This window comes from Shinella sp. M31, assembly GCF_049199205.1.
Lineage (GTDB): Bacteria > Pseudomonadota > Alphaproteobacteria > Rhizobiales > Rhizobiaceae > Shinella.
The window spans coordinates 1-22,409 of record NZ_JBLZPH010000131.1; the positions used below are offsets into that span (position 1 = coordinate 1).

Sequence of the window (22,409 nt, forward strand, 5' to 3'; positions counted from 1 at the left end):
TGCCGTCAAAGGCCTGCTTGTCGACGAGCGGACCGACGAGGGCCGCGGTTTCCAGCGGGTTGCCGACGGAAACGCTGGTATAGGCCTTCTTCAGGCGCGGCACGAGCTGGTCGTAAACGCTGTCGTGTACGAAGAGGCGGCGCAGCGTGGTGCAGCGCTGGCCGGCGGTGCCCATGGCGCCGAAGGCAATGGCGCGCAGCGCCATGTCGAGGTCGGCGGAGGGGCAGACGATGCCGGCATTGTTGCCGCCGAGCTCGAGGATCGAGCGGGCGAAACGCTTGGCGAGACGCGGGCCGACTTCCTTGCCCATGCGGGTGGAGCCGGTGGCCGAGACGAGCGCGACCTTGTGGTTGTCGACGAGGGCTTCGCCGATGGTGCGGTCGCCGATGAGGACCTGGGAGAGGTTCGCCGGCGCATCGCCGAAGCGGGCCAGCGCGCGATCGAGGATCGCCTGGCAGGCGAGGCCGGTCAGCGGCGTCTTTTCGGAGGGCTTCCAGACGATGGAATTGCCGGCGACGAGCGCCAGCGCCGCATTCCACGACCAGACGGCGACCGGGAAGTTGAAGGCGGAGATGATGCCGACGACGCCGAGCGGATGCCAGGTTTCCATCATGCGGTGGCCGGGGCGTTCGGTGGCGATGGTGAGGCCGTAAAGCTGGCGGGAAAGGCCGACGGCGAAATCGCAGATGTCGATCATTTCCTGCACTTCGCCGAGACCTTCGGACGTGATCTTGCCGGCTTCGATGGAGACGAGGCGGCCGAGATCGGCCTTGGCGGCGCGCAGTTCTTCGCCGAGCAGGCGAACGAGTTCGCCGCGCTTGGGAGCCGGCACAAGGCGCCAGGCCTTGAAGGCTTCATGGGCGGCGTCGATGGCCTTGTCGGTCTCGGCGCCCGAAACGGTCTTCAGCTTGCCGATCTCTTCGCCGCTGACCGGGCTGAAGGAGGCCATGTCGCCACCCTGCCACAGGCCGCGGGCAACGCCGAGCTTGTCGAGAAGCGCTTCGGTTTCCTTTTTCACGTCGACTTTCGTCATGGGGTATCTCCCTGATGTTATTAGAAGGTCATGGCGCCGAGCGGACCCGGCGAGGTGATGGTTTTCAGCCCGGCCGCAAGCTCGCGGATTTTTTCCGGGGTGTATTGGTCGTAGAAGGCCTGGTTCTTGCGGCCGATGGCATGTTCGGCGCTGAAGCTGCCGCCGAAGTTTTCGACCGCGACGGTGAAGACCCAGGCGCGCAGGTCCGCCTCGAAATCGGGATCGGCAAGGCGGGGATCGTCCTTCGCGACGACGAGGTTGAAGTGCACGCCGCCATCGCCGATATGGCCGAAATCGCAGATCGTCACGTCTTCGAAGTGGTCAGGCATTTCCGCCTTCATATGGGCGAGGAAGGGCATGATGTCACCCCGGCGGAAGGACAGATCGAAGGCGATCAATCGCCCGCTATGCTTCACGCCCTCGGACAGCGCATGACGCAGCGCCCAGATTTCATGCGGCGGGCCGACGAAGGCATCGGCGAGCGGCGCGTCCTCGCGCTCCCAGATGGCGGCCAGGACGTCCTCCAGCACCGCATCGAGCGGCTGCTCGCCTTCGCGCGGCGGCGTGGAGCGGGAGATTTCGGCGAGGATGACGAAATCCGGCACGATGCCGCCCTGGAAGGGATTGCGCAGCGAGGGCACGTGGTCGAGCGCGGCGCTGATGGCATTGCCGGACATGCCCTCGAAGGCCGAGAGATAGCTGCCGAGCGCGTCTTCCATGGCGACCAGCAGCGTCGCGACCTCAGCGGGCGAGGCGGGCACGAGCAGGGCGGTTGCCGACTGTTTCGGGGCGGGCTCGAGGTTCAGCACGCATTCGGTGACGATGCCGAAGGCGCCCGAGGTGCCGATGAACAGCTGCTTCCAGTCAACGCCGGTGTTGTTCTTGCGCAGGTCCGACGAGAGATCGAGCACGGTGCCGGCCTTATCGGCGAGAACCACGGTGAGGCCCAGCGTGTTGCGGCGTACGTCGCCGTAACGCAGGAAACGCGAGCCGCCGGTGTTCGTCGCGATCATGCCGCCGAGGCGCGGGTCGGCGCCGAGGTCGATCGGGAAGAACAGGCCGGTGTCCTCGAGCTTGCCGTTGAGGTCGGAGAGACGAACGCCGGCACCCGCCTTGATGGTGCGGTTGACGCGGTCGAGTTCGAAGGGGGCGGTCAGGCGGTCGAGGCTGAGAACGCCCTGGCGGCCGCTGTCGTCAGGCGTCGAGCCCGAGACGAGGCCGGTATTGCCGGATTGCGGGATGAGCGGGATGCCGTTCCTCACGCAATAGGCAACCACGGCGGAGGCTTCGGGGGTCGTTGCCGGGCGTGCGACGAAGGCGGCGCGGCCCTTGTCGTAGCGCGCGCCGGTCTCATAGGCGGCAAGGTCTGCGGGCGCGGTGAGAAGACCCTTCTCGCCGAGCAGGCTTTTCAAGTCCGCGATGTGGCTTGCCTCGATCATGCTTTCGTCCGTCACTCTGCAGCGGCGGCCATGTTGACGATGCCGAGGCACATTTCAAGCGAGGCGCGCTGGATGCCGGCATAATGGGCGAATTCGTCCAGAACCGTGGCGCCCAGATCGCGCTCGAACATCACCTGGTTGGGGCTTGCGACGAAATCCTGCGTCGCGTCGTCGCCGAGGTTCGACTGGAAGATGCCCGCGGCGCTGACCGGCAGGAAGTCTTCGTAGACGATCGGGTCGAACTGGATGAGGCCCGCTTCGATGGCGGTTTCCAGATCAGCGTTGCGGCCGGTGACGGACTGGCCCTTTTCCGTGAGCGAATAACGGAAATAGCCGAGACCCGCCTGGCGGATACCGTTCCACGTATCGGGGAAGGCCTTGAAGACGTCGGCAAGCGCTGCCTCGTATTCGGCGGCGTTGGAGCCGTCGGCGGCCGGACGCACGCGGGCGCGGGTGTCGTTCAGGAGCTTGTCGTAGAGCGCGCGGCCTTTCGGGGTCAGCGCCACACCGCGCTGCTCGATCTCGCCGAAGCGGGCAGTGTGCGAGCCCTTCTGCCAGCTGCCGTCCTCACCGATGAAGGACACGTCCTCCTCCAGCGCCTTGAACGAGGTCTGGCGCAGCAGGATCGGGCATTCGCGCGTCGGCGGGCCCTCGACGATGGCCTTGGGCGCGATGCCTTCTTCCGGCATGCGCGCCTGGACCTTGTCGATATCGAGCGTGCGCGGCGTCAGGTGGTTGATATGCGGGCCTTTGAAGGAGACGACGTCGGCGACCAGGCGGTGCGCATCGTGCAGGCGCTTGTACATGTCGGTGCTGACGATGGCGTGGTCGTGCCAGCGGAAGGTTTCCAGCACTTCGGTCACGAAACGGGCAGCATCGGCGGCGTCGAGGCCGCCGTCACGCTCGGCCTTTTCGACCAGCCTCACGGCCTCGTCGGTGAAAATCTTGCGCGCGGCGAGAACCGCAGCGGCCTCTTCGCGCAGCGCTTCGTCGGCGATCAGGTCGAGACGCAGCAGCGAGGTGAAGACGCGGAAGGGGTTGCGACTGAGGCTTTCGGCGCCGACCGGACGGAACGCGGTGGAGTGAACCGGAACGCCGGCCGTGGAGAGATCGTAATAACCGACGGGGAACATGCCCATGACGGCAAAGACCCGGCGCATCATGGAAAGTTCTTCCGGCGTGCCCAGGCGGATGGCGCCGTGGCGCTCCTCGGAGATGCGCTCCAGCGAATCGGTGGCTTCGAGGCGCGTCTTCAAATGCGGGTCGGCGGCGAGCGTCTCGTCGTTCACTTTCGCAACCAGCGACATCAGCGTACCATAAGCCGGAACCTCGTCGCGATACATGGCGGACATGGCGGCGGAGAAATCCGAGCGGATCTTGTCGGCGGAAATGTAAGAATTTGCTTTCATGGCGAACGGTCTCGTCTTACAAGGGTGGGAGGGCCCTGTTCATTCTCAAAACGGATCATACCGGATCGTTTCCCCAAGCGATTGCGACCGTTCTGACTATGTTGATGCGAGGAAAGAATGAAGCTCAGTCGAAGGCTAATCCCTGACGTTACCACGCTGCAAGCTTTCGAATGTGCCGCGCGCCACGGCTCCTTCACGCAGGCCGCGCACGAGCTGAACCTCACGCAGAGTGCCGTCAGCCGCCAGATCAAGGACCTCGAGGAACAGCTCGGCGTGCTGCTCTTCGAGCGTGTGCGCCAGCGCGTGGTGCTGTCGGATGACGGGCGGCGCTTCCTGCCGGAGGTACGCAAGCTCCTGCACCAGACGGAAGAGACCATGCTGCGCGCCATGGCGTCCGCGTCCTCCGAACATAGCCTCGCCATCGCCACGCTGCCGACCTTCGGCAGCCGTTGGCTGACGCCGCGCATTCCGGGTTTCCTCGCGGAAAATCCCGGCACGATCATCAACATCGCCTCGCGTTCCGCCCCGTTCGATTTCGACGAGGAGAATTTCGACCTCGCCATCCACTACGGCCAGCCCGTCTGGGCGCGCGCGGCCTGCTCCTATCTGTGCAGCGAAATCATCCTGCCGGCCGCCAGCCCGGAACTCCTGAAATCCTGGCCGCTCGACGACCCCAAGGATCTGGAAAAGGCGCCGCTGCTGCATCTCGCGACCCGTCCGAAGCTTTGGGCGCAGTGGTTCGAGCTGAACGGGGCCTCCGCCGACACGGCCTATCGCGGCCATCGCTTCGACCAGTTCTCCATGGTCATCGAATCGGCCGTCGCCGGCCTGGGCTTTGCGCTCCTGCCGAAATATCTCATCGAGCAGGAGCTTGCGAGCGGCCGTCTCGCGCTGGTCTTCGACCGGCCGATGGAGACGGAGAACAGCTATTATCTCGTCGTGCCCGAGGGCAAGCTGGAAAATCCGCTCAGCCAGGCGTTCCGCGCCTGGATCGCCAAGCAGGTTCCGGCATAGGCTTTAAAGGTCATCATGCAGGCGGTGCATGACCCCGTTCTGTTTTTTTGCTTTAGTCGGCGGGCCGCATGGCCGATTGTGCGGCGAAACATCCTCCTTTTTCGAAAAGACAGACCACCATGCTCAACGACCCGCGCTCCCATGGCCTTTGGGAGATGACCGCCCCGCCCGCCCCTAAAACGGTCGCCTTTTCGGGCAAGGCCGAGGCGGATGTCGTCATCGTCGGCGGCGGCTACACCGGTTTTTCGACGGCGCTGCATCTGGCCGAGCGCGGCACGCGCGTCGTCCTGCTGGAAGGTGCGGAGATCGGTTATGGCGGCTCGGGCCGCAATGTCGGCCTCGTCAATGCCGGTATGTGGGTGATGCCCGACGAACTTCCGGGCGTTCTGGGTGAGCTGCACGGCAGCCGGCTGCTTGAACTGCTCGGCAATGCGCCGCGCGCCGTGTTCGATCTCGTCGCAAAGCACGCCATCGATTGCGAGATCAACCCGGTCGGCACCCTGCATTGCGCCGTCGGCCAGTCCGGTCTCGACGAGTTGAAGCAGCGCGCCGAACAATGGGCGCGCCGCGGTGCGCCGGTGCGCCTGCTCGATGCGGCGGAAACCGCGGTGAAGGTCGGTACGGACGCCTATACGGGGTCCTTGCTCGACATGCGCGCCGGCACGATCCAGCCGCTCGCCTATGCGCGCGGCCTCGCCCGCGCGGCGATTGCGGCGGGGGCGCAGGTCTTCACGGCAAGCCCGGTGACGGGCGCGGAGCGCAACGGCAAACGCTGGACGGTCAACACCGCGCGCGGTTCCGTGACGGCCGACTGGGTCGTGGTCGCCACCAATGCCTATACGGTCGCGCCGTGGAACGAGGTGCGCGCCGAACTCGTGCACCTGCCCTACTTCAATTTCGCCACCGTGCCGCTTTCGCCGGAGCTTCAGGCAAAGATCCTGCCCGAAAAGCAGGGCGCCTGGGATACCAAGGACGTGCTCTCCTCCTTCCGCTTCGACAAGCGCGGGCGCCTCGTGTTCGGCAGCGTCGGCGCATTGCGCGGCACGGGCACCGGCATCCACAAGGCTTGGGCGCGCCGCGCACTGAAGAAGCTTTTCCCCGAAATCGGCGACGTCGCCTTCGAGGCGGAGTGGTACGGCAAGATCGGCATGACCACGGACAACCTGCCGCGCTTCCATCGCCTGGCCGAAAACGTCATTGGCTTCTCAGGTTATAACGGCCGCGGCATTGCACCCGGCACCGTCTTTGGCCGCACGCTGGCCGAACTGATTTCCGGTTCGATCGCCGAGAAGGACCTGCCGCTGCCGGTCACCGACCCGGCGGCCCAGTCCTTCCGCTCCGCGCGTGAAGGCTATTACGAGCTTGGCGCCCAGATCGCCCATTTTGCGGGCGCCCGGCTTTAAAAAGCAATGTGCTTCAAACAAAAACGCCCGGCATCGCTGCCGGGCGTTTTTGTTTGCTGGAGGCAAAAGTCTCAGTGCTTGGCCGGCAGGCGCGGCAGGAAGATCGTGAGGATGCCAAGCAGCGGCATGTAGGAGCAGACCTGGAAGACGAAGTCGATGCCGTGGCGATCCGCGACGCCGCCGAGCAGGGCGGCACCCAGGCCGCCGGCGCCGAAGGCGAAGCCGAAGAAGATGCCGGCGATCATGCCGACGCGGCCCGGCACCAGCTCCTGCGCGAAGACGACGATGTTCGAGAAGGCCGAGGAGAAGATCAGGCCGATCATCACCGTCAGCACGCCCGTCCAGAACAGGTTGGCATAGGGCAGCATCAGCGCGAAGGGAATGACGCCGAGGATCGAGAACCAGATGACAAAGCGCGTGCCGAACCGGTCGCCGATTGGGCCGCCCATGAAGACGCCGAGCGCCGAGGAGCCGAGGAAGAGGAACAGCATCAGCTGCGCCTGCTGCACGTCGAGCCCGAAGCGGCCGATCGTGTAGAAGGTGAAGTAGCTCGAAATACTGGCGAGATAGGCGTTCTTGGTGGTGGTCAGGAGCACGAGCACCGCCAGCGCCCAGGCGACTTTGCCGCGCGGCAGGGGGAGTTCACGGCTGGCGGCGGGGCGGCCGGCGGCAAGGCGGCGTTCGCCGGCATACCAGTTGCCGACCCAGGTCAGGATGACCATGCCGACAAGCGCGACGGCGGAGAACCAGGCGACGCTCGTCTGCCCGAAAGGCAGCACGATGAAGGCGGCGAGCAGCGGACCCAGCGCCGTGCCGGCATTGCCGCCGACCTGGAACATGGACTGCGCGAGGCCATGGCGGCCGCCCGAGGCGAGGCGTGCGACGCGCGAGGATTCCGGATGGAAGATCGCCGAACCCAGACCGATCAGGGAGGCGCCGAGGATCAGGACCGGGAAGGAATGCGCGTAAGCCAGCATGATGAGGCCGACAAAGGTGCTGCCCATGCCGACCGGCAGGGAAAAGGGCATCGGCCAGCGGTCCGTGACGATGCCGACGGCCGGCTGCAGCAGCGAGGCCGTGACCTGGAAGGCCATGGTGAGCAGGCCGATCTGCACGAAATCGAGCGCGTAGTTTTCCTTCAGCAGCGGATAGAGCGACGTCAGCAGCGACTGCATGATGTCGTTCAGCATGTGGCAGGCGCTGACCGCAACGATGATGGAATAGGTGGTGGCGGCGGCGCGGGAGGGCGCGGCCGGGACGACTGTCGACATGGGGAGCCTCGAAATGTTCGCCGCAGGCGGCGCGATTTGCCGTTTCCATACAAGGATTGCGCGCGGCCTGCTTTTGTGCTGAGGTCCATTTCTTACGCGAGTGGGCCAAATATGGAAAAATTGACGCCGGCGCGCCTGAAAGCGCTCGATGACGACCACATCCGCAACCTTTCCCGCATGGAACAATCGAACGAGGACGTTCTGGTCCACAGTTCGGATATTCCGGGCGGCTACACCGTGCCGCCGCATCGCCATCGGCGCACGCAGTTTCTCTGCGTCTTCTCCGGCGTCGTGCTGGTTTCGACGAACCGCGGGCGCTGGATGATCCCGCCCGGCCATGCGCTGCTCATCCCGCGCGGACTGGAGCATTCCGTCGAGATGGCGAGCGATGTCAGCATGCGCTCGGTCTATATCTATTCGCCGGAGGGCCGCGCGGCCTCCGAGGAGCCTGCCGTGCTCGAGGTGACGGATCTGGCGCGCCAGCTGCTCGCCGAGGCCGTGCGCAAGGGCGCGCTTGCGGAGGATCGCGGGCGCGGAGAGCTGGTGATGGCGCTGCTGCTCGACGAGATCGGCCGCCTGCCGGAGCGCCGACTGGGTCTGCCCTTTCCCGCAAGCGGGCGGCTTGCCGGCCTCTGCCGCGATTTCGTCGCAACCCCCTCGCCCATGGCCAAGATCGACGACTGGGCGCGGCATCTCCACATGAGCCGGCGCACCTTCACGCGGTTTTTTCGCGAGGAGATGGGCGTCAGCTTCGTCACCTGGCGGCAGCAGGCCTGCCTTTTCGCCTGTCTGCCAAGACTTGCCGCCGGCGAGCCGGTGACGCGCGTGGCGCTCGACGCCGGCTACGAGAGCGTGCCGGCCTTCACCACCATGTTCAAGCGCATGCTCGGCACCTCGCCGCGCGCCTATCTCACCAGCCGCAAAGCCGCCTGACCGTCTCAAACAGACCGGCAAAGGACGCGATCCGGGGGCTGTTTTCCTGTCGCATTTGGGATTAGGAAGGGGATGCGGGACCCACACCGGGCCGCAGACCGGGAGCGCAAGCCGCACGGGAGACGGATTTTGAGAAAGATACTGGTCATCGGCATTGGCGCGGGCAATCCCGAGCACATGACCGTTCAGGCGATCAACGCGCTGAACCGGGCGGATGTGCTGCTGATCCCCACCAAGGGCGTCGAGAAGGCCTTTCTCGCCGACGCGCGCCGCGATATCTGCGATCGTTTTCTCACCAATGACGCCTGCCGAATCCTCGATTACGCCGTGCCGGTGCGCCGCGCCGATGGGTCCTACGAGGACGGCGTTCACGACTGGCACCATGCCATCGCCGCGATCTACGAACGCACGCTCGTCAACGAGGTGGGCGACGATCAGACGCTGGGCCTGCTCGTCTGGGGCGATCCGATGCTCTACGACAGCACCTTGCGCATCGTCGAGCATGTGCGCGCCGCCGGCCGTGTCGCTTTCGAGATGGAGGTCATTCCCGGCATCACCAGCGTGCAGGCGCTTTGCGCCGGCCACGGCATCGCGCTCAACCGCATCGGCCTCCCCGTAGAGATCACCACCGGCCGGCGGCTTTCCGAGGGCTGGCCGGAGGGCGCGCGCGATGCGCTCGTCATGCTCGACGGCGTGCAGGCGTTCCGCACCGTCGAGGATCCCGAAGCGGAGATCTGGTGGGGCGCCTATCTCGGCACGCCGCACGAAATCCTGCTGTCCGGCCGCCTTTCCGACATGGCCGAGACCATCGCCGAAACCCGCCGCACGGCGCGCGAGGAGCATGGCTGGATCATGGATACCTACCTGATCCGCCGACCCGCCACTGAAGGCGAAGAGGGCGCCGCATGACCACGGCGCTTGCCTGCGATCCCGGCACGTTGCGGCGGGGCGCCTGCCCGTCGCTTGCCGCGCCCATGCGCACCGGCGACGGTTTTCTGGTGCGCCTGCGCCCGGTCGCGGCGGCGCTGACGGCCGATGATCTTCTCGCGCTGGCCGATCTTGCCCGCGAAACCGGCAATGGCCTCATCGAAATCACGGCGCGCGGCAATATCCAGCTGCGCGGCCTGACGCTGGAGACGGTGCCGCGCCTTGCCGAAGGTCTTGCGGCCGCCCGCATCGTGCCGCAGACAGGTGTCGCCATCGAAACGCCAGCGCTCTCCGGGATCGATCCCTCCGAGATCGCCGACGCCACGCCGGTCGCCGATGCCTTGCGTAATGCTATCGCGGCTGCCGCACTCATGCTCGCGCCAAAACTCGCCGTCGTCGTCGATGGCGGCGGCGTGCTGTCGCTTGCCGATGTAGTCGCCGATATCAGGCTCGATGCTGTCGAGACGAACAATGCGGTGGCCTGGCGCCTGTCGGTCGGCGGCGACCGGGAAACGGCACAGCCTCTCGCTTTGCTATCGCCTGAAACGGCAGTTGAAGGCACGATGACGGTCGTGGCGGCGCTGGCTGCGGCCGGTGCGGGCACACGCGGACGCGATCTCGATTCGTCCGCATTGGCCGCCCGCTTGAATGCGCCAGCAATGCCCATTGCGGCCACCATCCCGAACCATCCGATTGGCGTCCACCATATAGACACTCGGCCCGTTCTCGGCGTCTCCCCGGCCTATGGCCAAATGCATGCAGACCGCCTTGCCGCGCTGGTGCGAAGCCTCTCGGCCTTTGGTGCCACGGAATTTCGCCTTGCACCGCATCGCACGCTGCTGGTGCGCGGCCTTTCCGAGTCTGCAATTGCCGCCGCGCAGGATGCGGCGCAGCGCGAAGGTTTCTGGTGCACGGCCAAGGCGCCCGGCCGCTCCGTTTCGATCTGCGCCGGCGCTGCCGGTTGCGCCTCCGCCCGTTTCGATACGCATGCCGCCGCCGATGCGCTTGTCGCCCATGCCGCCGACCTGCTCGACGGTTCCGCCGATGTGCATGTTTCCGGCTGCCCCAAGGGCTGCGCCCATCCGGCCCGCGCCGCTGTCACGCTGAGCGGCACGGCCGAGGGCGTCGGCCTTGTCGTCAACGGCAAGGCGTCCGACCCGGCGCTGTCCACCGTTCCCGCCGACGGCCTCGTGCCGGCGATCCAGCGTCTCGGCACCCTCTCGCGCGATCGCCGGGACGGCCATGAGACGGCGAAAAGCCTGATCGACCGCACCGCGCCCGCCCTTTTCGTTTCCGCATATCAAGGCCAACAATGACCGATTACGACTACATCAAGGATGGCACGGCCATCTATGAAAAATCCTTCGCGATCATCCGCGCCGAGGCCGACCTTGCGCGCTTCTCCGAAGAAGAGGCGGATGTCGCCGTGCGCATGATCCATGCCGCCGGTCTCGTCGAGGCGGCAGCGCATTTCGTCTTCTCACCGGATTTCGTCTCCTCGGCGCGCGGTGCCCTCCAGGCCGGTGCACCGATCTTCTGCGATGCGGAAATGGTGTCGCGCGGCGTCACCGCCGCCCGCCTGCCGGCCAACAACGACGTCGTCTGCACGCTGCGCGATCCGCGCACGCCCGACATCGCCAAAGAGATCGACAATACCCGCTCGGCGGCCGCCATCCGCCTGTGGCTCGAGCGCATGGCCGGCTCCGTCGTCGCCATCGGCAATGCGCCGACCGCGCTGTTCTACCTGCTCGAACTCCTGCGCGACGGCGCGCCGAAACCGGCGGCGATCCTCGGCATGCCCGTCGGCTTCGTCGGGGCGGCGGAATCCAAGGATGCGCTGGCGGACAATTCCTACGGCGTGCCCTTCGCCATCGTGCGCGGCCGCCTCGGCGGCAGCGCCATGACGGCCGCCGCCCTCAATTCGCTCGCACGGCCGGGAGTATGACGATGACGACGGGACGACTTTACGGCGTGGGCACGGGGCCGGGCGATCCGGAGCTTCTGACCCTGAAGGCGGTGCGGGCGATCGGCGAGGCCGACGTGCTCGCCTATTTCGCCAAGGCCGGCCGCTCGGGCAATGGCCGGGCGATCGTCGAGGGCCTGCTGAAGCCCGGCATGGTGGAGCTGCCGCTTTACTATCCCGTGACGACGGAAATCGACAAGGATCACGACGACTACAAGAGCCAGATCACGGCCTTCTACGACGCCTCCGCTGCCGCCGTGGCAGTGCATCTTGCCGCCGGCCGCACCGTTGCGATCCTCTCCGAGGGCGATCCGATGTTCTACGGCTCCTACATGCACCTGCATGTGCGGCTGGCAGACCGTTTCCCGACGGAGGTCATTCCCGGCATCACGGCGATGTCCGGCTGCTGGTCGCTGTCGGGCCTGCCCATCGTGCAGGGCGATGACGTGCTCTCCGTGCTGCCGGGCACGATGCGTGAGGAAGAGCTGTCGCGCCGGCTCGCCGATACCGAGGCGGCCGTCATCATGAAGGTCGGCCGCAACCTGCCGAAGATTCGCCGCGCGCTCTCGGACGCCGGCCGCCTCGGCGAGGCTATCTATGTCGAGCGCGGCACCATGGCGACGAGCAAGTCCATGCGCCTTTCGGAAAAGCTCGACGACACCGCCCCCTATTTCTCGCTCGTGCTCGTGCCGGGCTGGAGCGCGCGGGCATGACGGGCAAACTCTTCGTCATCGGCACCGGCCCCGGCAATCCGGACCAGCTGACGCCGGAAGCGCTTGCCGCCGTCGCGGCATCGACTGAATTCTTCGGCTACTTTCCCTATATCGACCGGCTGAACCTTCGGCCGGACCAGATCAAGGTCGCTTCCGACAACCGTGAGGAACTGAACCGTGCACAGGCGGCGCTGACGCGGGCCGCCGAGGGTGTGAATGTCTGCGTCGTCTCGGGCGGCGACCCCGGCGTCTTCGCCATGGCGGCGGCCGTTTGCGAGGCCATTGATGCCGGGCCGGAGGAATGGAAGTCGGTCGACCTGACGGTCGTGCCGGGTGTCACCGCGATGCTCGCCGTCGCCGCCCGCATCGGCGCGCCGCTCGGGCATGATTTCTGCGCTATTTCGCTGTCGGACAATCTCAAGCCCTGGGACATCATCGAGAAACGGCTGCGCCTGGTGTCCGAGGCGGGGCTGGTGATCGCGCTCTACAACCCGATCAGCAAGGCGCGGCCCTGGCAACTTGGCCGGGCGTTCGAGATCCTGCGCGAGACCTTGCCGGCGACGACGCCCGTCATTTTCGGCCGCGCCGCCGGCCGGCCGGATGAGCGCATGCTCGTCATGCCGCTCGGCGAGGCCGATGCTGACCGCGCGGACATGGCGACCTGCGTCGTCATCGGCTCGCCGGAAACCCGTGTCATCGCCCGTCCCGGCTTGGGCGACCTCGTTTATACGCCGCGTTTCCTGAAGGACGCGAGCAAATGATCGACGAGCCGCACCGCATCCTCGACCGTTTCGGCGCGGTGGTCATCCGCGACCGCCGCCCGCTCGATGAGCAGGACGGGCAGGCCGAGGGCGCGGGCGGCGGCGATTTTAGCCTGCGTGGCCTCTCCACCGGAATTCTTGCTGACGATCACGTCGATCCCTTTGTCGCGCAGCAAGGCGATCTCGTTCTCGACGGCGAAGGGGCCGCGGGCAAGCAGGTATTCGACATCGGGTGCCTCGAGCGGCGGATCGACCGGATCGACGCTACGCACGAGATAATGGTGCTGCGGGGCCGCGTCGAAGGCCTTGGCCTCCTGCCGTCCGATGGTCACGAAGACACGGCGCGGCGCTTCGCCGAGCACGGTCACCGCATCGGAAACCGACGCAACACGCGTCCAGCGATCGCCGGGAACTTCTTCCCAGCCGAGCCGCTCCAGCCGCAGCAGCGGGATGCCGGTCATACTGCTGGCCGCGCGGGCATTGGCGGAAATCCGTTTGGCGAAGGGATGCGTGGCATCGACCAGGAGATCGATCGCATGCGATTCAAGGTAGGCGGCAAGCCCCTCGGCGCCGCCGAAGCCGCCGGTTCGCACCGGCACGGGCTGCGGGACGGGATCGAGCGTGCGGCCGGCGAGCGACAGCGTGACGGCGAGACCGGGTTTTTCGCCAAGGCGTCCGGCCAGATCGCGCGCTTCCGTCGTGCCGCCCAGAATGAGGATGCGTCGCTTGTCCACGCCTGATCGACCTCTTGTTTCCGCCGCTCCGTGGCTTTCCATCGTCGGGATCGGCGAGGACGGTCTAGCCGGTCTCGGCGACGAGGCCAAGGCCGCGATCGGCCGCGCCGAGATCGTCTTCGGCGGCGCGCGGCATCTGGAACTGGCGGATGCTGCCATAACTGGCCAGCGCCATATATGGCTGAGCCCCTTCGAACGCTCCGTCGCGGCGGTGCTTGCCGCGCGCGGGCGGCCGGTGGTCGTGCTCGCTTCGGGTGATCCGTTCTTCTATGGCGTCGGCGTCACGCTGTCGCGGCGCATCGCGCGGGCGGAGATGCAGGTTTTTCCCGCCCCCTCCGCCTTCAGCCTCGCGGCCTCCCGCATGGGATGGGCCTTGCAGGACACGGTCTGTGTCTCGCTGCATGGTCGTCCGCTCGATCTCATCCGCCCGCATCTGCATCCCGACAGCCGCATCCTCGCGCTGACCTCGGACAGCGACGGCCCGGCGGCGCTGGCGGCGTTGCTCTCCGAAAGCGGGTTCGGCGGCTCGGCGCTCACGGTTCTCGAAGCGCTCGGGGGGGCGCGGGAGCGGGTGAGCAGCCATCAGGCGCAGAGCTTTGCGCTTGCCGATGCAGACATGCTGAATGTCTGTGCGGTGGAGGTTTCGGCTGACAGTGCGGCACGGATACTCGCGTTCACTCCGGGTCTCGACGATGCGCTGTTCGAGCACGACGGGCAAATCACCAAGCGCGAGGTGCGGGCGCTGACGCTTTCGGCCTTGGCGCCGAGGCGCGGCGAGCTTCTGTGGGATGTCGGCGGCGGCTCCGGCTCCATCGGCATCGAGTGGATGCTGGCCGACCCGTCCCTCCGGGCTATCGCCATCGAAGGCCATGCCGAGCGCGCGGCCCGCATCCGGCGCAATGCGCAGGCTTTTGGCGTGCCGGGTCTCGTGGTCGTCGAGGGCATGGCGCCTGACGCGCTGGAGGGGCTTGCCGCGCCTGACGCGATCTTCATCGGCGGCGGCGGCAGCGAGGCGGGGGTGATGGAGGCGGCGCTGGCCGGGCTGAAACCCGGCGGCCGGTTGGTCGCCAATGCGGTGACGACGGAGATGGAAGCGGTGCTGCTTGCCCATCATGCCCGGCTCGGTGGATCGCTCATCCGCATCGATATCGCCCGCGCATCGCCCGTCGGGCAGATGACGGGCTGGCGGCCGGCCATGCCGGTCACGCAATGGAGCTGGGTCAAGCCGGCTGGCAAACTCAAGGACTAGGACATGACCGTTCACTTCATCGGCGCCGGCCCCGGCGCCGCCGACCTTATCACCGTGCGCGGCCGCGATCTCATCGGCAAATGCCCCGTCTGCCTCTATGCCGGCTCGATCGTCTCGCCGGAGCTTCTGCAATATTGCCCGCCCGGCGCCCGCATCATCGACACGGCGCCGATGTCGCTCGACGAGATCGAGGCGGAATATGTCAAGGCGGCCGCGGCGGGCGAGGATGTGGCGCGGCTGCATTCCGGCGATCTCTCGGTCTGGAGCGCCGTTGCCGAGCAGATCCGCCGGCTGGAGAAGAACGGCATCGCCTATACGATGACGCCGGGCGTGCCCTCCTTTGCGGCGGCGGCATCGGCGCTCGGCCGCGAGCTCACCATTCCCGCCGTCGCGCAGAGCCTCGTGCTCACCCGCGTTTCCGGCCGCGCCTCGCCCATGCCGAACCGCGAGACCCTGCAGGGGTTCGGCGCGACGGGGGCGACGCTCGCCATCCACCTTGCCATCCATGCGCTCGACCAGGTGGTGACGGAGCTCACGCCACTTTACGGCGCCGATTGCCCGGTCGCGATCGTCGTCAAGGCCTCCTGGCCGGATGAGCGCGTGGTGCGCGGCACGCTTTCCGATATCGCGGCGAAGGTGGCGCAAGAGCCGATCGAGCGCACGGCGCTGATCTTCGTCGGCCGCTCGCTGGCGGCGGAGGATTTTCGCGAAAGCTCGCTCTACGACCCCGCCTACCAGCGCCGGTTCCGAGGCCGCGACGGACTTTAGGCGAGGATTTCCTCAAAGGCGAGGGACGCCTTCGAGCGATAACGCTCCTTGTGCCGCAGCAGGCGAAAAGCCCGTTCCGGCAGGTCGAAGCCGACGGGCGCCAGTCGCCCGGCGGCGATGTCGTCCTCCACCACGGCAAGCGAAACCGCCGTCAGCACGCCGCCCGTCAGTACCGCGCTGCGCACGGCCTCGTTGGAGGGCAGCGAGAGCGTCACGTCCAGGGCTTCCTCCTGCACGCCATGCACTGCCAGCATGGCAATGAGGGCGCTACGTGTGCCCGAACCCGGTTCGCGCAGCACCCAGCGCGCTGCGGCAAGAGCCTCGGCATCGGCCCTGCCGCCGGCGAGCGGGTGCCCGACCGGCGCGACGATCACCAGCCGGTCGCGGGCGACGATGCGCTGCGACAGCGCCGGATGCTCGACCGTTCCCTCGACGAAACCCAGTTCCGCCTGTCCCTCCAGAACCGTCTCGGCCACCTGCTCGGTGTTGCTGGTGATGAGCTGGATATCGATGGCGGGGTAGGCCGCCTTGAAACGCATCAGCCTCGGCGGAAGCCAGGAGCCGCCGACCGTCTGGCTTGCCGCGAGCGTCAGCCGCCCGCGCTTCAGGCCGCCTATCTCGGTGAGGAAGAGGTCGGCGCTGGCGGCGCGCGCCAGCGTCGCCTTCGCCTCGGGCAGGAAGGCCTGGCCGGTCTCGGTCAGCGCGATCCGCCGGCCCGTGCGGTGGAAGAGGGCGATGCCGTAGCGCTCCTCCAGCACGCGGACTGCCGAGCTGGCGGCCGAAGGCGTGAGGTTGAGGGCATCGGCGGCCTGCGTCAGGTGCTCTCGCTCCGCCACGGCGACGAAGATGCGCAGCTGTTCCAGCGTCATCATATGTTCGATCCAATCGAATGAAATGTCCGATATTTACCGATGGATCGAATGAATTTTCAAGAGCATCCTCGATGCATGGAAAATTCAGCCAATAATTGTGAAAATCCTGGAATTCGATCCCTGTTGCCGGGCGTATTGGCCTCGGCAGCGGTTTCCGGCCTTGCGCTGGCGTCCGAGCGGCTGGAGCTGTGGCTGACCGGCGGCACATGGATCGAGGCGCTGGTGCTGGCGATCCTCATCGGCGCGCTCTGCCGTCTCTTCCTGCGCCGGCCGGAAGCGTTCGAGCCGGGCGTCGCCTTTTCGGCGAAGTATTTTCTGGAGGTGGCCATCGTGCTGCTTGGCGCCAGCGTCAGCGCAGCGGCGGTGATGGAAATGGGGCTGCCGCTCATCGGCGCCATCGCGCTGGTGGTGGGCGTCGCCCTTGTCGCCAGCTATGCCATCGGGCGTGGCCTCGGCCTTTCCCGGTCCGTCGCTCTTCTGGTCGCCTGCGGTAATTCGATCTGCGGAAACTCGGCCATCGCGGCGACGGCACCGGTCATTCGCGCCGATGCCGAGGATGTCGCTTCCTCTATCGCCTTCACCGCCGTGCTCGGCATGCTCACCGTGTTGCTGCTGCCGGTGCTGGTGCCGCTGCTCGGCCTTTCGGCGACGGGTTATGGCGTGATGGCGGGCATGACGGTCTATGCGGTGCCGCAGGTGCTGGCGGCGACCGCGCCGGTCTCGGCGCTCAGCATCCAGATCGGCACCTTCGTCAAGCTGGTGCGTGTGCTGATGCTTGGCCCGGTCATCTTCCTGCTGTCGCTCGTCTCAGGCAAGGCTAGGGGCGAACGCCCGGCGCTGCATCGGCTTGTGCCGTGGTTCATCCTCGGCTTCCTCGCGCTCCTCGTTGCCCGCAGCCTCGGCCTCATCAATGCGGCCCTCGCCGCGCGCATGAACGGCGTGGCAACGGGGCTGACGATCCTGTCGATGGCAGCCCTTGGCCTCGGCATCGATCTGCGCCGGGTGATGCGCGCCGGGCCGCGGGTGACGGCCGCGGTCATCCTGTCGCTCGGCGTGCTGGCGTCCGCAAGCTATGCCATGGTGCTGCTGCTCAACCTTGCGACGGCCTGAAACCTCAGGCCGCGTTTTCCCGTGCGGTCGCCGGTATGTAGTTGAGCACCGGACCCAGCCAGCGCTCGACCTCGCCGACCGCCATGCCCTTGCGCCGCGCATAGTCCTCGACCTGATCGCGCTCCACCTTGGCGACGCCGAAATAGTAGCTTTCGGGTGACGCGATATAGAGGCCGGAGACGGAGGAGCCCGGCCACATGGCAAAGCTTTCCGTCAACGTCACGCCAATTTCGTTTTCCGCATCGAGCAGCCGGAAGAGCGCCGTCTTTTCCGTGTGGTCCGGCTGGGCGGGGTAGCCGGGTGCCGGCCGGATACCGGAATAGGGCTCGCCGATGAGATCGGTCGGAGCGAAGGTCTCGTCCGATGCGTAGCCCCAGAGTTCCTTGCGCACGACTTCATGCATGCGCTCGGCAAAGGCTTCGGCGAAGCGGTCGGCCAGCGCCTTGACGAGGATGGAGTTGTAGTCGTCGTTCGCCCGCTCGAAGCGCTCGGCAATGGCGATCTCGCCGATGCCGGCCGTGACGACGAAACCGCCGAGATAATCCGGTTTGCCGCTGTCGGCAGGCGCGACGAAATCGGCGAGTGCGACATTCGGCCGGCCATCGCGCTTGGAGAGCTGCTGGCGCAGCGTGAAGAAGGTCGCAAGCTCCGTGTCGCGTGCCTCATCGGTGAAGAGCCTGATATCGTCCCCCACGCTGCCGGCCGGCCAGAAGCCGACGACGGCCTTGGGCGTGAACCATTTTTCCGCGATGATTTTTTCCAGCATGGCCTGCGCGTCGGCAAACAGCTGGCGGGCGGCGGCGCCCTGTTTCTCGTCGTCGAGGATTTTCGGATAGACGCCCTTCAGCTCCCAGGTCTGGAAGAAGGGTGTCCAATCGATGTAGCGGGCAAGATCGGCGAGGTCCCAGTCCTGCCAGACGCGGGTGCCGAGGAAGGACGGCCTCTTCGGCCGGTAGGCGGACCAGTCGGCCCTGAAGGCATTGTCGCGGGCTTTCACGAGCGGCAGGCGCTGCTTTTCGGCCTCGCTTCTGGCATGGGCATCCGCCACCTTGCGGTATTCCGCTTTCAAAGTCTCGACGTAACCGGGTTTCATATCGGCAGACAGCAGGCTGCCGACCACGCCGACGGCGCGGCTGGCATCCGTGACGTAAACGGTCTGGCCGCGGTCGTAGCGGGGGTGGATTTTGACCGCGGTGTGCACGCGGCTGGTCGTCGCGCCGCCGATCAGCAGCGGGATATCGAAGCCTTCGCGCTCCATTTCGGTCGCGACATGCACCATCTCGTCGAGCGACGGGGTGATCAGGCCCGAGAGGCCGATGATATCGACCTTTTCGGCCTTTGCGGTCTCAAGGATCTTCGTCGCCGGCACCATGACGCCGAGGTCGATGATCTCGTAATTGTTGCAGGCGAGCACGACGCCGACGATGTTCTTGCCGATATCGTGCACGTCGCCCTTGACGGTGGCCATCAGGATTTTTCCGGCACTCCGGCGTTCGGCGCTGCCGCCATTGGCGCGCTTTTCCGCTTCCATATAGGGCAGCAGCACGGCGACGGCCTGCTTCATCACGCGGGCGGATTTGACGACCTGCGGCAGGAACATCTTGCCCGCGCCAAAAAGGTCGCCGACGACGTTCATGCCGGCCATCAGCGGCCCCTCGATGACGTGCAGCGGGCGTTCGGCGTTCTGCCGGGCCTCCTCCGTATCCGCCTCGACGAATTCGGTGATGCCGTTGACGAGGGCATGTTCCAGCCGCTTTTCCACCGGCCATTCGCGCCAGGCGAGGTCGCGCTCGCGGGCTTCCTTGCCCGCCGCACCCTTGAAGCGCTCTGCGATATCGAGCAGGCGCTCGGTCGCGGTGCCGCCGGCCTTCGGCACGCGGTTCAGCACCACGTCCTCGCAGGCTTCGCGCAGGTCCGCCTCGATCGTGTCGTAGACCGCCAGCTGGCCGGCATTGACGATGCCCATGTCCATGCCAGCCTGGATGGCGTGGTAGAGGAAGACGGCGTGCATCGCCTCGCGCACCGGTTCGTTGCCGCGGAAGGAGAAGGACAGGTTGGAGACGCCGCCCGAGATATGGGCATGTGGCAGGGTCGCGGTGATCTCGGCCGTCGCCTCGATGAAGTCGACGCCGTAATTGTCGTGCTCCTCGATACCGGTCGCCACGGCGAAGATGTTCGGGTCGAAGACGATATCCTCGGGCGCAAGGCCGGCGACCTCGGTCAAGAGCGTGTAGGCGCGGGTGCAGATTTCCACCTTGCGCGCCTTGGTGTCGGCCTGGCCTGTCTCGTCGAAGGCCATGACGACGACGGCGGCCCCATAGGCGCGCACCAGCTTTGCATGGTGCAGGAAGGCCTCTTCGCCTTCTTTCAGCGAGATGGAATTGACCAGCGGCTTGCCCTGCACACATTTCAGGCCGGCCTCGATCACCTCCCATTTGGACGAGTCGATCATCACGGGAACGCGGGCGATGTCGGGCTCGGCGGCGATGAGGTTGAGATATTCGACCATCGCCTTGCCGGAATCGATCAGGCCCTCGTCCATGTTGATGTCGATGATCTGCGCGCCGTTCGCCACCTGGTCGCGGGCGACGTCGAGGGCGGCGGCATAGTCGCCCGCCGTGATCAGCTTGCGGAATTTCGCCGAGCCGGTGACGTTGGTGCGTTCGCCGACATTCACGAAGGGAATGGCCTCCGTCAGCGTGAAGGGTTCGAGACCGGAGAGGCGCATGTGGCGCGGGATATCGGGGATGGCGCGCGGCTTGTGGCGCGACGCGGCCTCGGCGATGGCGCGGATATGGTCGGGCGTCGAGCCGCAGCAGCCGCCGACGACGTTGACCAGGCCGTCGCGCATAAAACCTTCGATCTGGGCGGCCATCTCGTCCGGCGTCTCGTCATACTGGCCGAAGGCATTCGGCAGGCCGGCATTGGGATAGGCGCAGACGAAGGTCTGGGCGACGGCGGAAATTTCCGCGAGATGGGCGCGCATGGCATTGGCGCCGAGCGCGCAGTTGAGGCCGATGGAGAAGGGATCGGCATGCCGGACCGAATTCCAGAAGGCCTCCGGCGTCTGGCCGGACAGGGTGCGGCCGGAGAGATCGGTGATGGTGCCGGAGATCATGACGGGCAGATCGATGCCCTTTTCCTCGAAGACCTCGCGCGTCGCGAAGATCGCCGCCTTGGCGTTCAGCGTGTCGAAGATCGTCTCGATCAGGATGATGTCGGCGCCGCCGTCGATGAGGCCGCGCAGCTGCTCGGCATAAGCGATACGGAGATCGTCGAAGCTGACGGCGCGATAGCCGGGATTGTTGACGTCGGGCGAGATGGAGGCGGTGCGGTTGGTCGGGCCGAGCGCGCCGGCGACGAAGCGGCGCTTGCCGTCCTTCTGCTCGGCGCGCAGGCCGGCGCGACGGGCAAGGCGGGCACCGTCGCGGTTCAGCTCATAGACCATGTCCTCCATGCCGTAATCGGCCTGGGCGATGGTGGTGGAGGAGAAGGTGTTGGTCTCGAGGATGTCGGCGCCGGCGAGCGCGTAGCGATAATGGATGTCCTCGATCGCGCCGGGCTGGGTCAGCGTCAGGAGGTCGTTGTTGCCCTGCTGGTGGCAGGCGCAATCGCCGAAGCGGTCGCCGCGGAAATCGTCCTCGACCAGCTTCAGCGTCTGGATTTCCGTGCCCATGGCGCCGTCGAGCACGAGGATTCTTTCACGGGCCGCGTTTTCGAGGGCGGCGCGGATTGCGCGACCGTCCCGCTTCGGCTGTTTTGGGCCGAACAGATCGTCCAGGTAGGAAACGGCCATGGGAAAACCCTCCGGTGCAGGCAAGACTACACCGGAGTTCACATAAAGATATCTTTATGTCAATATGTCTTTATGCGAGTGACCTAGTGCATCGGTCCATCCGCCCCGGCAAGCGAGGCGAACATCGCCTTGAGACGGATGATATCGGGATCGGCACTTCGGCAACGGGCAAGCTTGTCCACCTCCTTCAGCGCCTCGACCGCGAGGTCGGCGCCGCGTGGCTGCCAGAGCAGCCAGGAGATGAAGACGGATTCCGGCTTGCCGGTGCCGGATGGCTTGAGTTCGGTGAATTGAAACATTTTTTCCCCAATCGAAAATTGGGGGATGACCGGACGCACGCTCATGGATTTCACCCGAAGGTGACAACAAGCGCACCCTTGGGACACCCCGCCCATGGACGTTACAGACGTGTCAGGGCAGGTCTCCTGGCTTGCGGGTCATTGCCTTTGTCTCGCCTTCCCGGTGGTTCACACCAGTGGCATGGAGCGACATCGGCTCGCCGTTCACAGTTGCGGGGGCAGCGCCGGTCTTGATCCTCGTTGGAGCATCGCACCGGCTTCCCTCTTAGCCTCCGAGCCGTTTGCGACTCGGAAGACCCTGACGGCCGGAGACTGGCTTGGTGCGGCGGGCAAGTCAAGGATACGAGGACACAATGCACAGGCCTGGAACTTTTTTCACCGCGGCGCATTTGAACCTTCGCCTGCCTCCTGCCCCTCGCTCGTCCCGCGGCGAGGGCGTGATTCACCAAAACCGCAGATGAGGGCCGATGCCGAGCCATCCCGACACGCTCAGATGTTGCAAGTCTCTGTCCTTACGGCTAAAAAATGCCGTTTTCATGCACCACGCGGCCAGGATGCCAATCAGCGTGTCGCCTGAGCCATGTTTCCACCATTCGCGCCGCCAGGGCGCCGTATGGTGTCATGGCTGATCGCGGCACAGAGACGAAACCTGCCCGCAAAAAACCTTCCGGCGCACAGGCCTTTTCCGGATGGTTCAACATGGCCGGATCCAGAT

20 protein-coding genes and 1 riboswitch are annotated in these 22,409 nt (G+C 66.2%); of the genes, 11 read left to right on the forward strand and 9 right to left on the reverse strand.

Translation table 11 applies throughout. The annotated features are described in order from the left end of the window. From ACOZKU_RS20660 to hglS, 3 genes are all read right to left on the reverse strand, one after another. Window positions 1-1,033: aldehyde dehydrogenase family protein (locus ACOZKU_RS20660; RefSeq protein WP_421580457.1), on the reverse strand; the 1,033-nt coding region annotated here is incomplete at its 3' end. Window positions 1,034-1,053: 20 nt separating this feature from the next. Beyond that, window positions 1,054-2,472, reverse strand: coding sequence for an FAD-binding oxidoreductase (locus ACOZKU_RS20665; protein ID WP_421580458.1), 1,419 nt, complete (start codon window positions 2,470-2,472; stop codon window positions 1,054-1,056). 11 nt (window positions 2,473-2,483) lie between these two features. After that, window positions 2,484-3,881 carry a 2-oxoadipate dioxygenase/decarboxylase HglS gene (gene hglS, locus ACOZKU_RS20670; RefSeq protein WP_421580460.1) on the reverse strand — a complete coding sequence of 466 codons (1,398 nt, stop codon included), beginning with the start codon at window positions 3,879-3,881 and terminating at the stop codon, window positions 2,484-2,486. A gap of 117 nt (window positions 3,882-3,998) precedes the next feature. Between hglS and ACOZKU_RS20675 the strand changes: the two genes are divergently transcribed. Further along, window positions 3,999-4,895, forward strand: a complete 897-nt coding sequence (locus ACOZKU_RS20675; RefSeq protein WP_314089837.1) for a LysR family transcriptional regulator — start codon at window positions 3,999-4,001, stop codon at window positions 4,893-4,895. Window positions 4,896-5,014: 119 nt separating this feature from the next. Beyond that, window positions 5,015-6,298: an NAD(P)/FAD-dependent oxidoreductase gene (locus tag ACOZKU_RS20680; RefSeq protein ID WP_421580462.1), complete on the forward strand. Its 1,284-nt coding sequence runs from the start codon at window positions 5,015-5,017 to the stop codon at window positions 6,296-6,298. A 71-nt stretch (window positions 6,299-6,369) separates the two neighbouring features. Here the strand turns inward: ACOZKU_RS20680 and ACOZKU_RS20685 are convergent, their stop codons facing one another. Further along, on the reverse strand, window positions 6,370-7,569 hold the full coding sequence (locus ACOZKU_RS20685; RefSeq protein ID WP_421580464.1) for an MFS transporter: 1,200 nt from the start codon (window positions 7,567-7,569) through the stop codon (window positions 6,370-6,372). 111 nt (window positions 7,570-7,680) lie between these two features. Here ACOZKU_RS20685 and ACOZKU_RS20690 point away from each other — a divergent pair, with 111 nt between their 5' ends. From ACOZKU_RS20690 to ACOZKU_RS20715, 6 genes are all read left to right on the forward strand, one after another. Then, window positions 7,681-8,502, forward strand: a complete 822-nt coding sequence (locus ACOZKU_RS20690; protein ID WP_421580466.1) for an AraC family transcriptional regulator — start codon at window positions 7,681-7,683, stop codon at window positions 8,500-8,502. A 129-nt stretch (window positions 8,503-8,631) separates the two neighbouring features. Continuing rightward, window positions 8,632-9,411 carry a precorrin-6A synthase (deacetylating) gene (cobF, locus tag ACOZKU_RS20695; protein ID WP_421580468.1) on the forward strand — a complete coding sequence of 260 codons (780 nt, stop codon included), beginning with the start codon at window positions 8,632-8,634 and terminating at the stop codon, window positions 9,409-9,411. Continuing rightward, on the forward strand, window positions 9,408-10,745 hold the full coding sequence (cobG, locus tag ACOZKU_RS20700; RefSeq protein WP_421580469.1) for a precorrin-3B synthase: 1,338 nt from the start codon (window positions 9,408-9,410) through the stop codon (window positions 10,743-10,745). Before cobF ends, cobG begins: the two co-directional genes overlap by 4 nt. Beyond that, window positions 10,742-11,374 (forward strand): precorrin-8X methylmutase, encoded by a 633-nt coding sequence (locus tag ACOZKU_RS20705; RefSeq protein ID WP_421580471.1) that lies wholly within the window; start codon window positions 10,742-10,744, stop codon window positions 11,372-11,374. The genes cobG and ACOZKU_RS20705 overlap by 4 nt, the downstream gene beginning before the upstream one ends. A gap of 2 nt (window positions 11,375-11,376) precedes the next feature. Further along, complete coding sequence (locus tag ACOZKU_RS20710; protein ID WP_421580473.1) at window positions 11,377-12,105, forward strand: precorrin-2 C(20)-methyltransferase; 729 nt, start codon at window positions 11,377-11,379, stop codon at window positions 12,103-12,105. Continuing rightward, window positions 12,102-12,866: a precorrin-3B C(17)-methyltransferase gene (locus ACOZKU_RS20715; protein ID WP_421580475.1), complete on the forward strand. Its 765-nt coding sequence runs from the start codon at window positions 12,102-12,104 to the stop codon at window positions 12,864-12,866. The genes ACOZKU_RS20710 and ACOZKU_RS20715 overlap by 4 nt, the downstream gene beginning before the upstream one ends. Here the strand turns inward: ACOZKU_RS20715 and ACOZKU_RS20720 are convergent. Next, a complete protein-coding gene (locus ACOZKU_RS20720) occupies window positions 12,830-13,600 on the reverse strand; it encodes a cobalt-precorrin-6A reductase (RefSeq protein ID WP_421580476.1) in 771 nt (256 codons plus the stop codon). The genes ACOZKU_RS20715 and ACOZKU_RS20720 overlap by 37 nt on opposite strands. Between ACOZKU_RS20720 and cbiE the strand changes: the two genes are divergently transcribed. Then, the gene (gene cbiE / locus ACOZKU_RS20725) at window positions 13,584-14,849 is read left to right on the forward strand and encodes a precorrin-6y C5,15-methyltransferase (decarboxylating) subunit CbiE (protein ID WP_421580478.1); all 1,266 of its coding nucleotides are present in this window, start codon (window positions 13,584-13,586) and stop codon (window positions 14,847-14,849) included. The two genes, ACOZKU_RS20720 and cbiE, sit on opposite strands and share 17 nt — an antisense overlap. A gap of 3 nt (window positions 14,850-14,852) precedes the next feature. Continuing rightward, the gene (gene cobM / locus ACOZKU_RS20730; RefSeq protein WP_421580480.1) at window positions 14,853-15,617 is read left to right on the forward strand and encodes a precorrin-4 C(11)-methyltransferase; all 765 of its coding nucleotides are present in this window, start codon (window positions 14,853-14,855) and stop codon (window positions 15,615-15,617) included. On the opposite strand, the gene ACOZKU_RS20735 is transcribed toward cobM, so the two are convergent. Continuing rightward, window positions 15,614-16,486 (reverse strand): LysR substrate-binding domain-containing protein, encoded by an 873-nt coding sequence (locus tag ACOZKU_RS20735; RefSeq protein ID WP_421580506.1) that lies wholly within the window; start codon window positions 16,484-16,486, stop codon window positions 15,614-15,616. The genes cobM and ACOZKU_RS20735 overlap by 4 nt on opposite strands. A gap of 78 nt (window positions 16,487-16,564) precedes the next feature. Between ACOZKU_RS20735 and ACOZKU_RS20740 the strand changes: the two genes are divergently transcribed. Then, entirely contained in the window at window positions 16,565-17,599 is a 1,035-nt protein-coding gene (locus ACOZKU_RS20740) for a YeiH family protein (RefSeq protein WP_421580481.1), read from the forward strand. Window positions 17,600-17,603: 4 nt separating this feature from the next. Here ACOZKU_RS20740 and metH read toward each other — a convergent pair whose 3' ends face one another. From metH to ACOZKU_RS20755, 3 genes are all read right to left on the reverse strand, one after another. After that, window positions 17,604-21,395, reverse strand: a complete 3,792-nt coding sequence (gene metH, locus ACOZKU_RS20745; RefSeq protein WP_421580482.1) for a methionine synthase — start codon at window positions 21,393-21,395, stop codon at window positions 17,604-17,606. 83 nt (window positions 21,396-21,478) lie between these two features. After that, window positions 21,479-21,694 (reverse strand): hypothetical protein, encoded by a 216-nt coding sequence (locus ACOZKU_RS20750; protein ID WP_421580483.1) that lies wholly within the window; start codon window positions 21,692-21,694, stop codon window positions 21,479-21,481. 99 nt (window positions 21,695-21,793) lie between these two features. Then, window positions 21,794-22,010: riboswitch (cobalamin riboswitch) on the reverse strand. 202 nt (window positions 22,011-22,212) lie between these two features. Continuing rightward, window positions 22,213-22,395: a hypothetical protein gene (locus ACOZKU_RS20755; protein WP_314089805.1), complete on the reverse strand. Its 183-nt coding sequence runs from the start codon at window positions 22,393-22,395 to the stop codon at window positions 22,213-22,215. Window positions 22,396-22,409 lie beyond the last annotated feature (14 nt).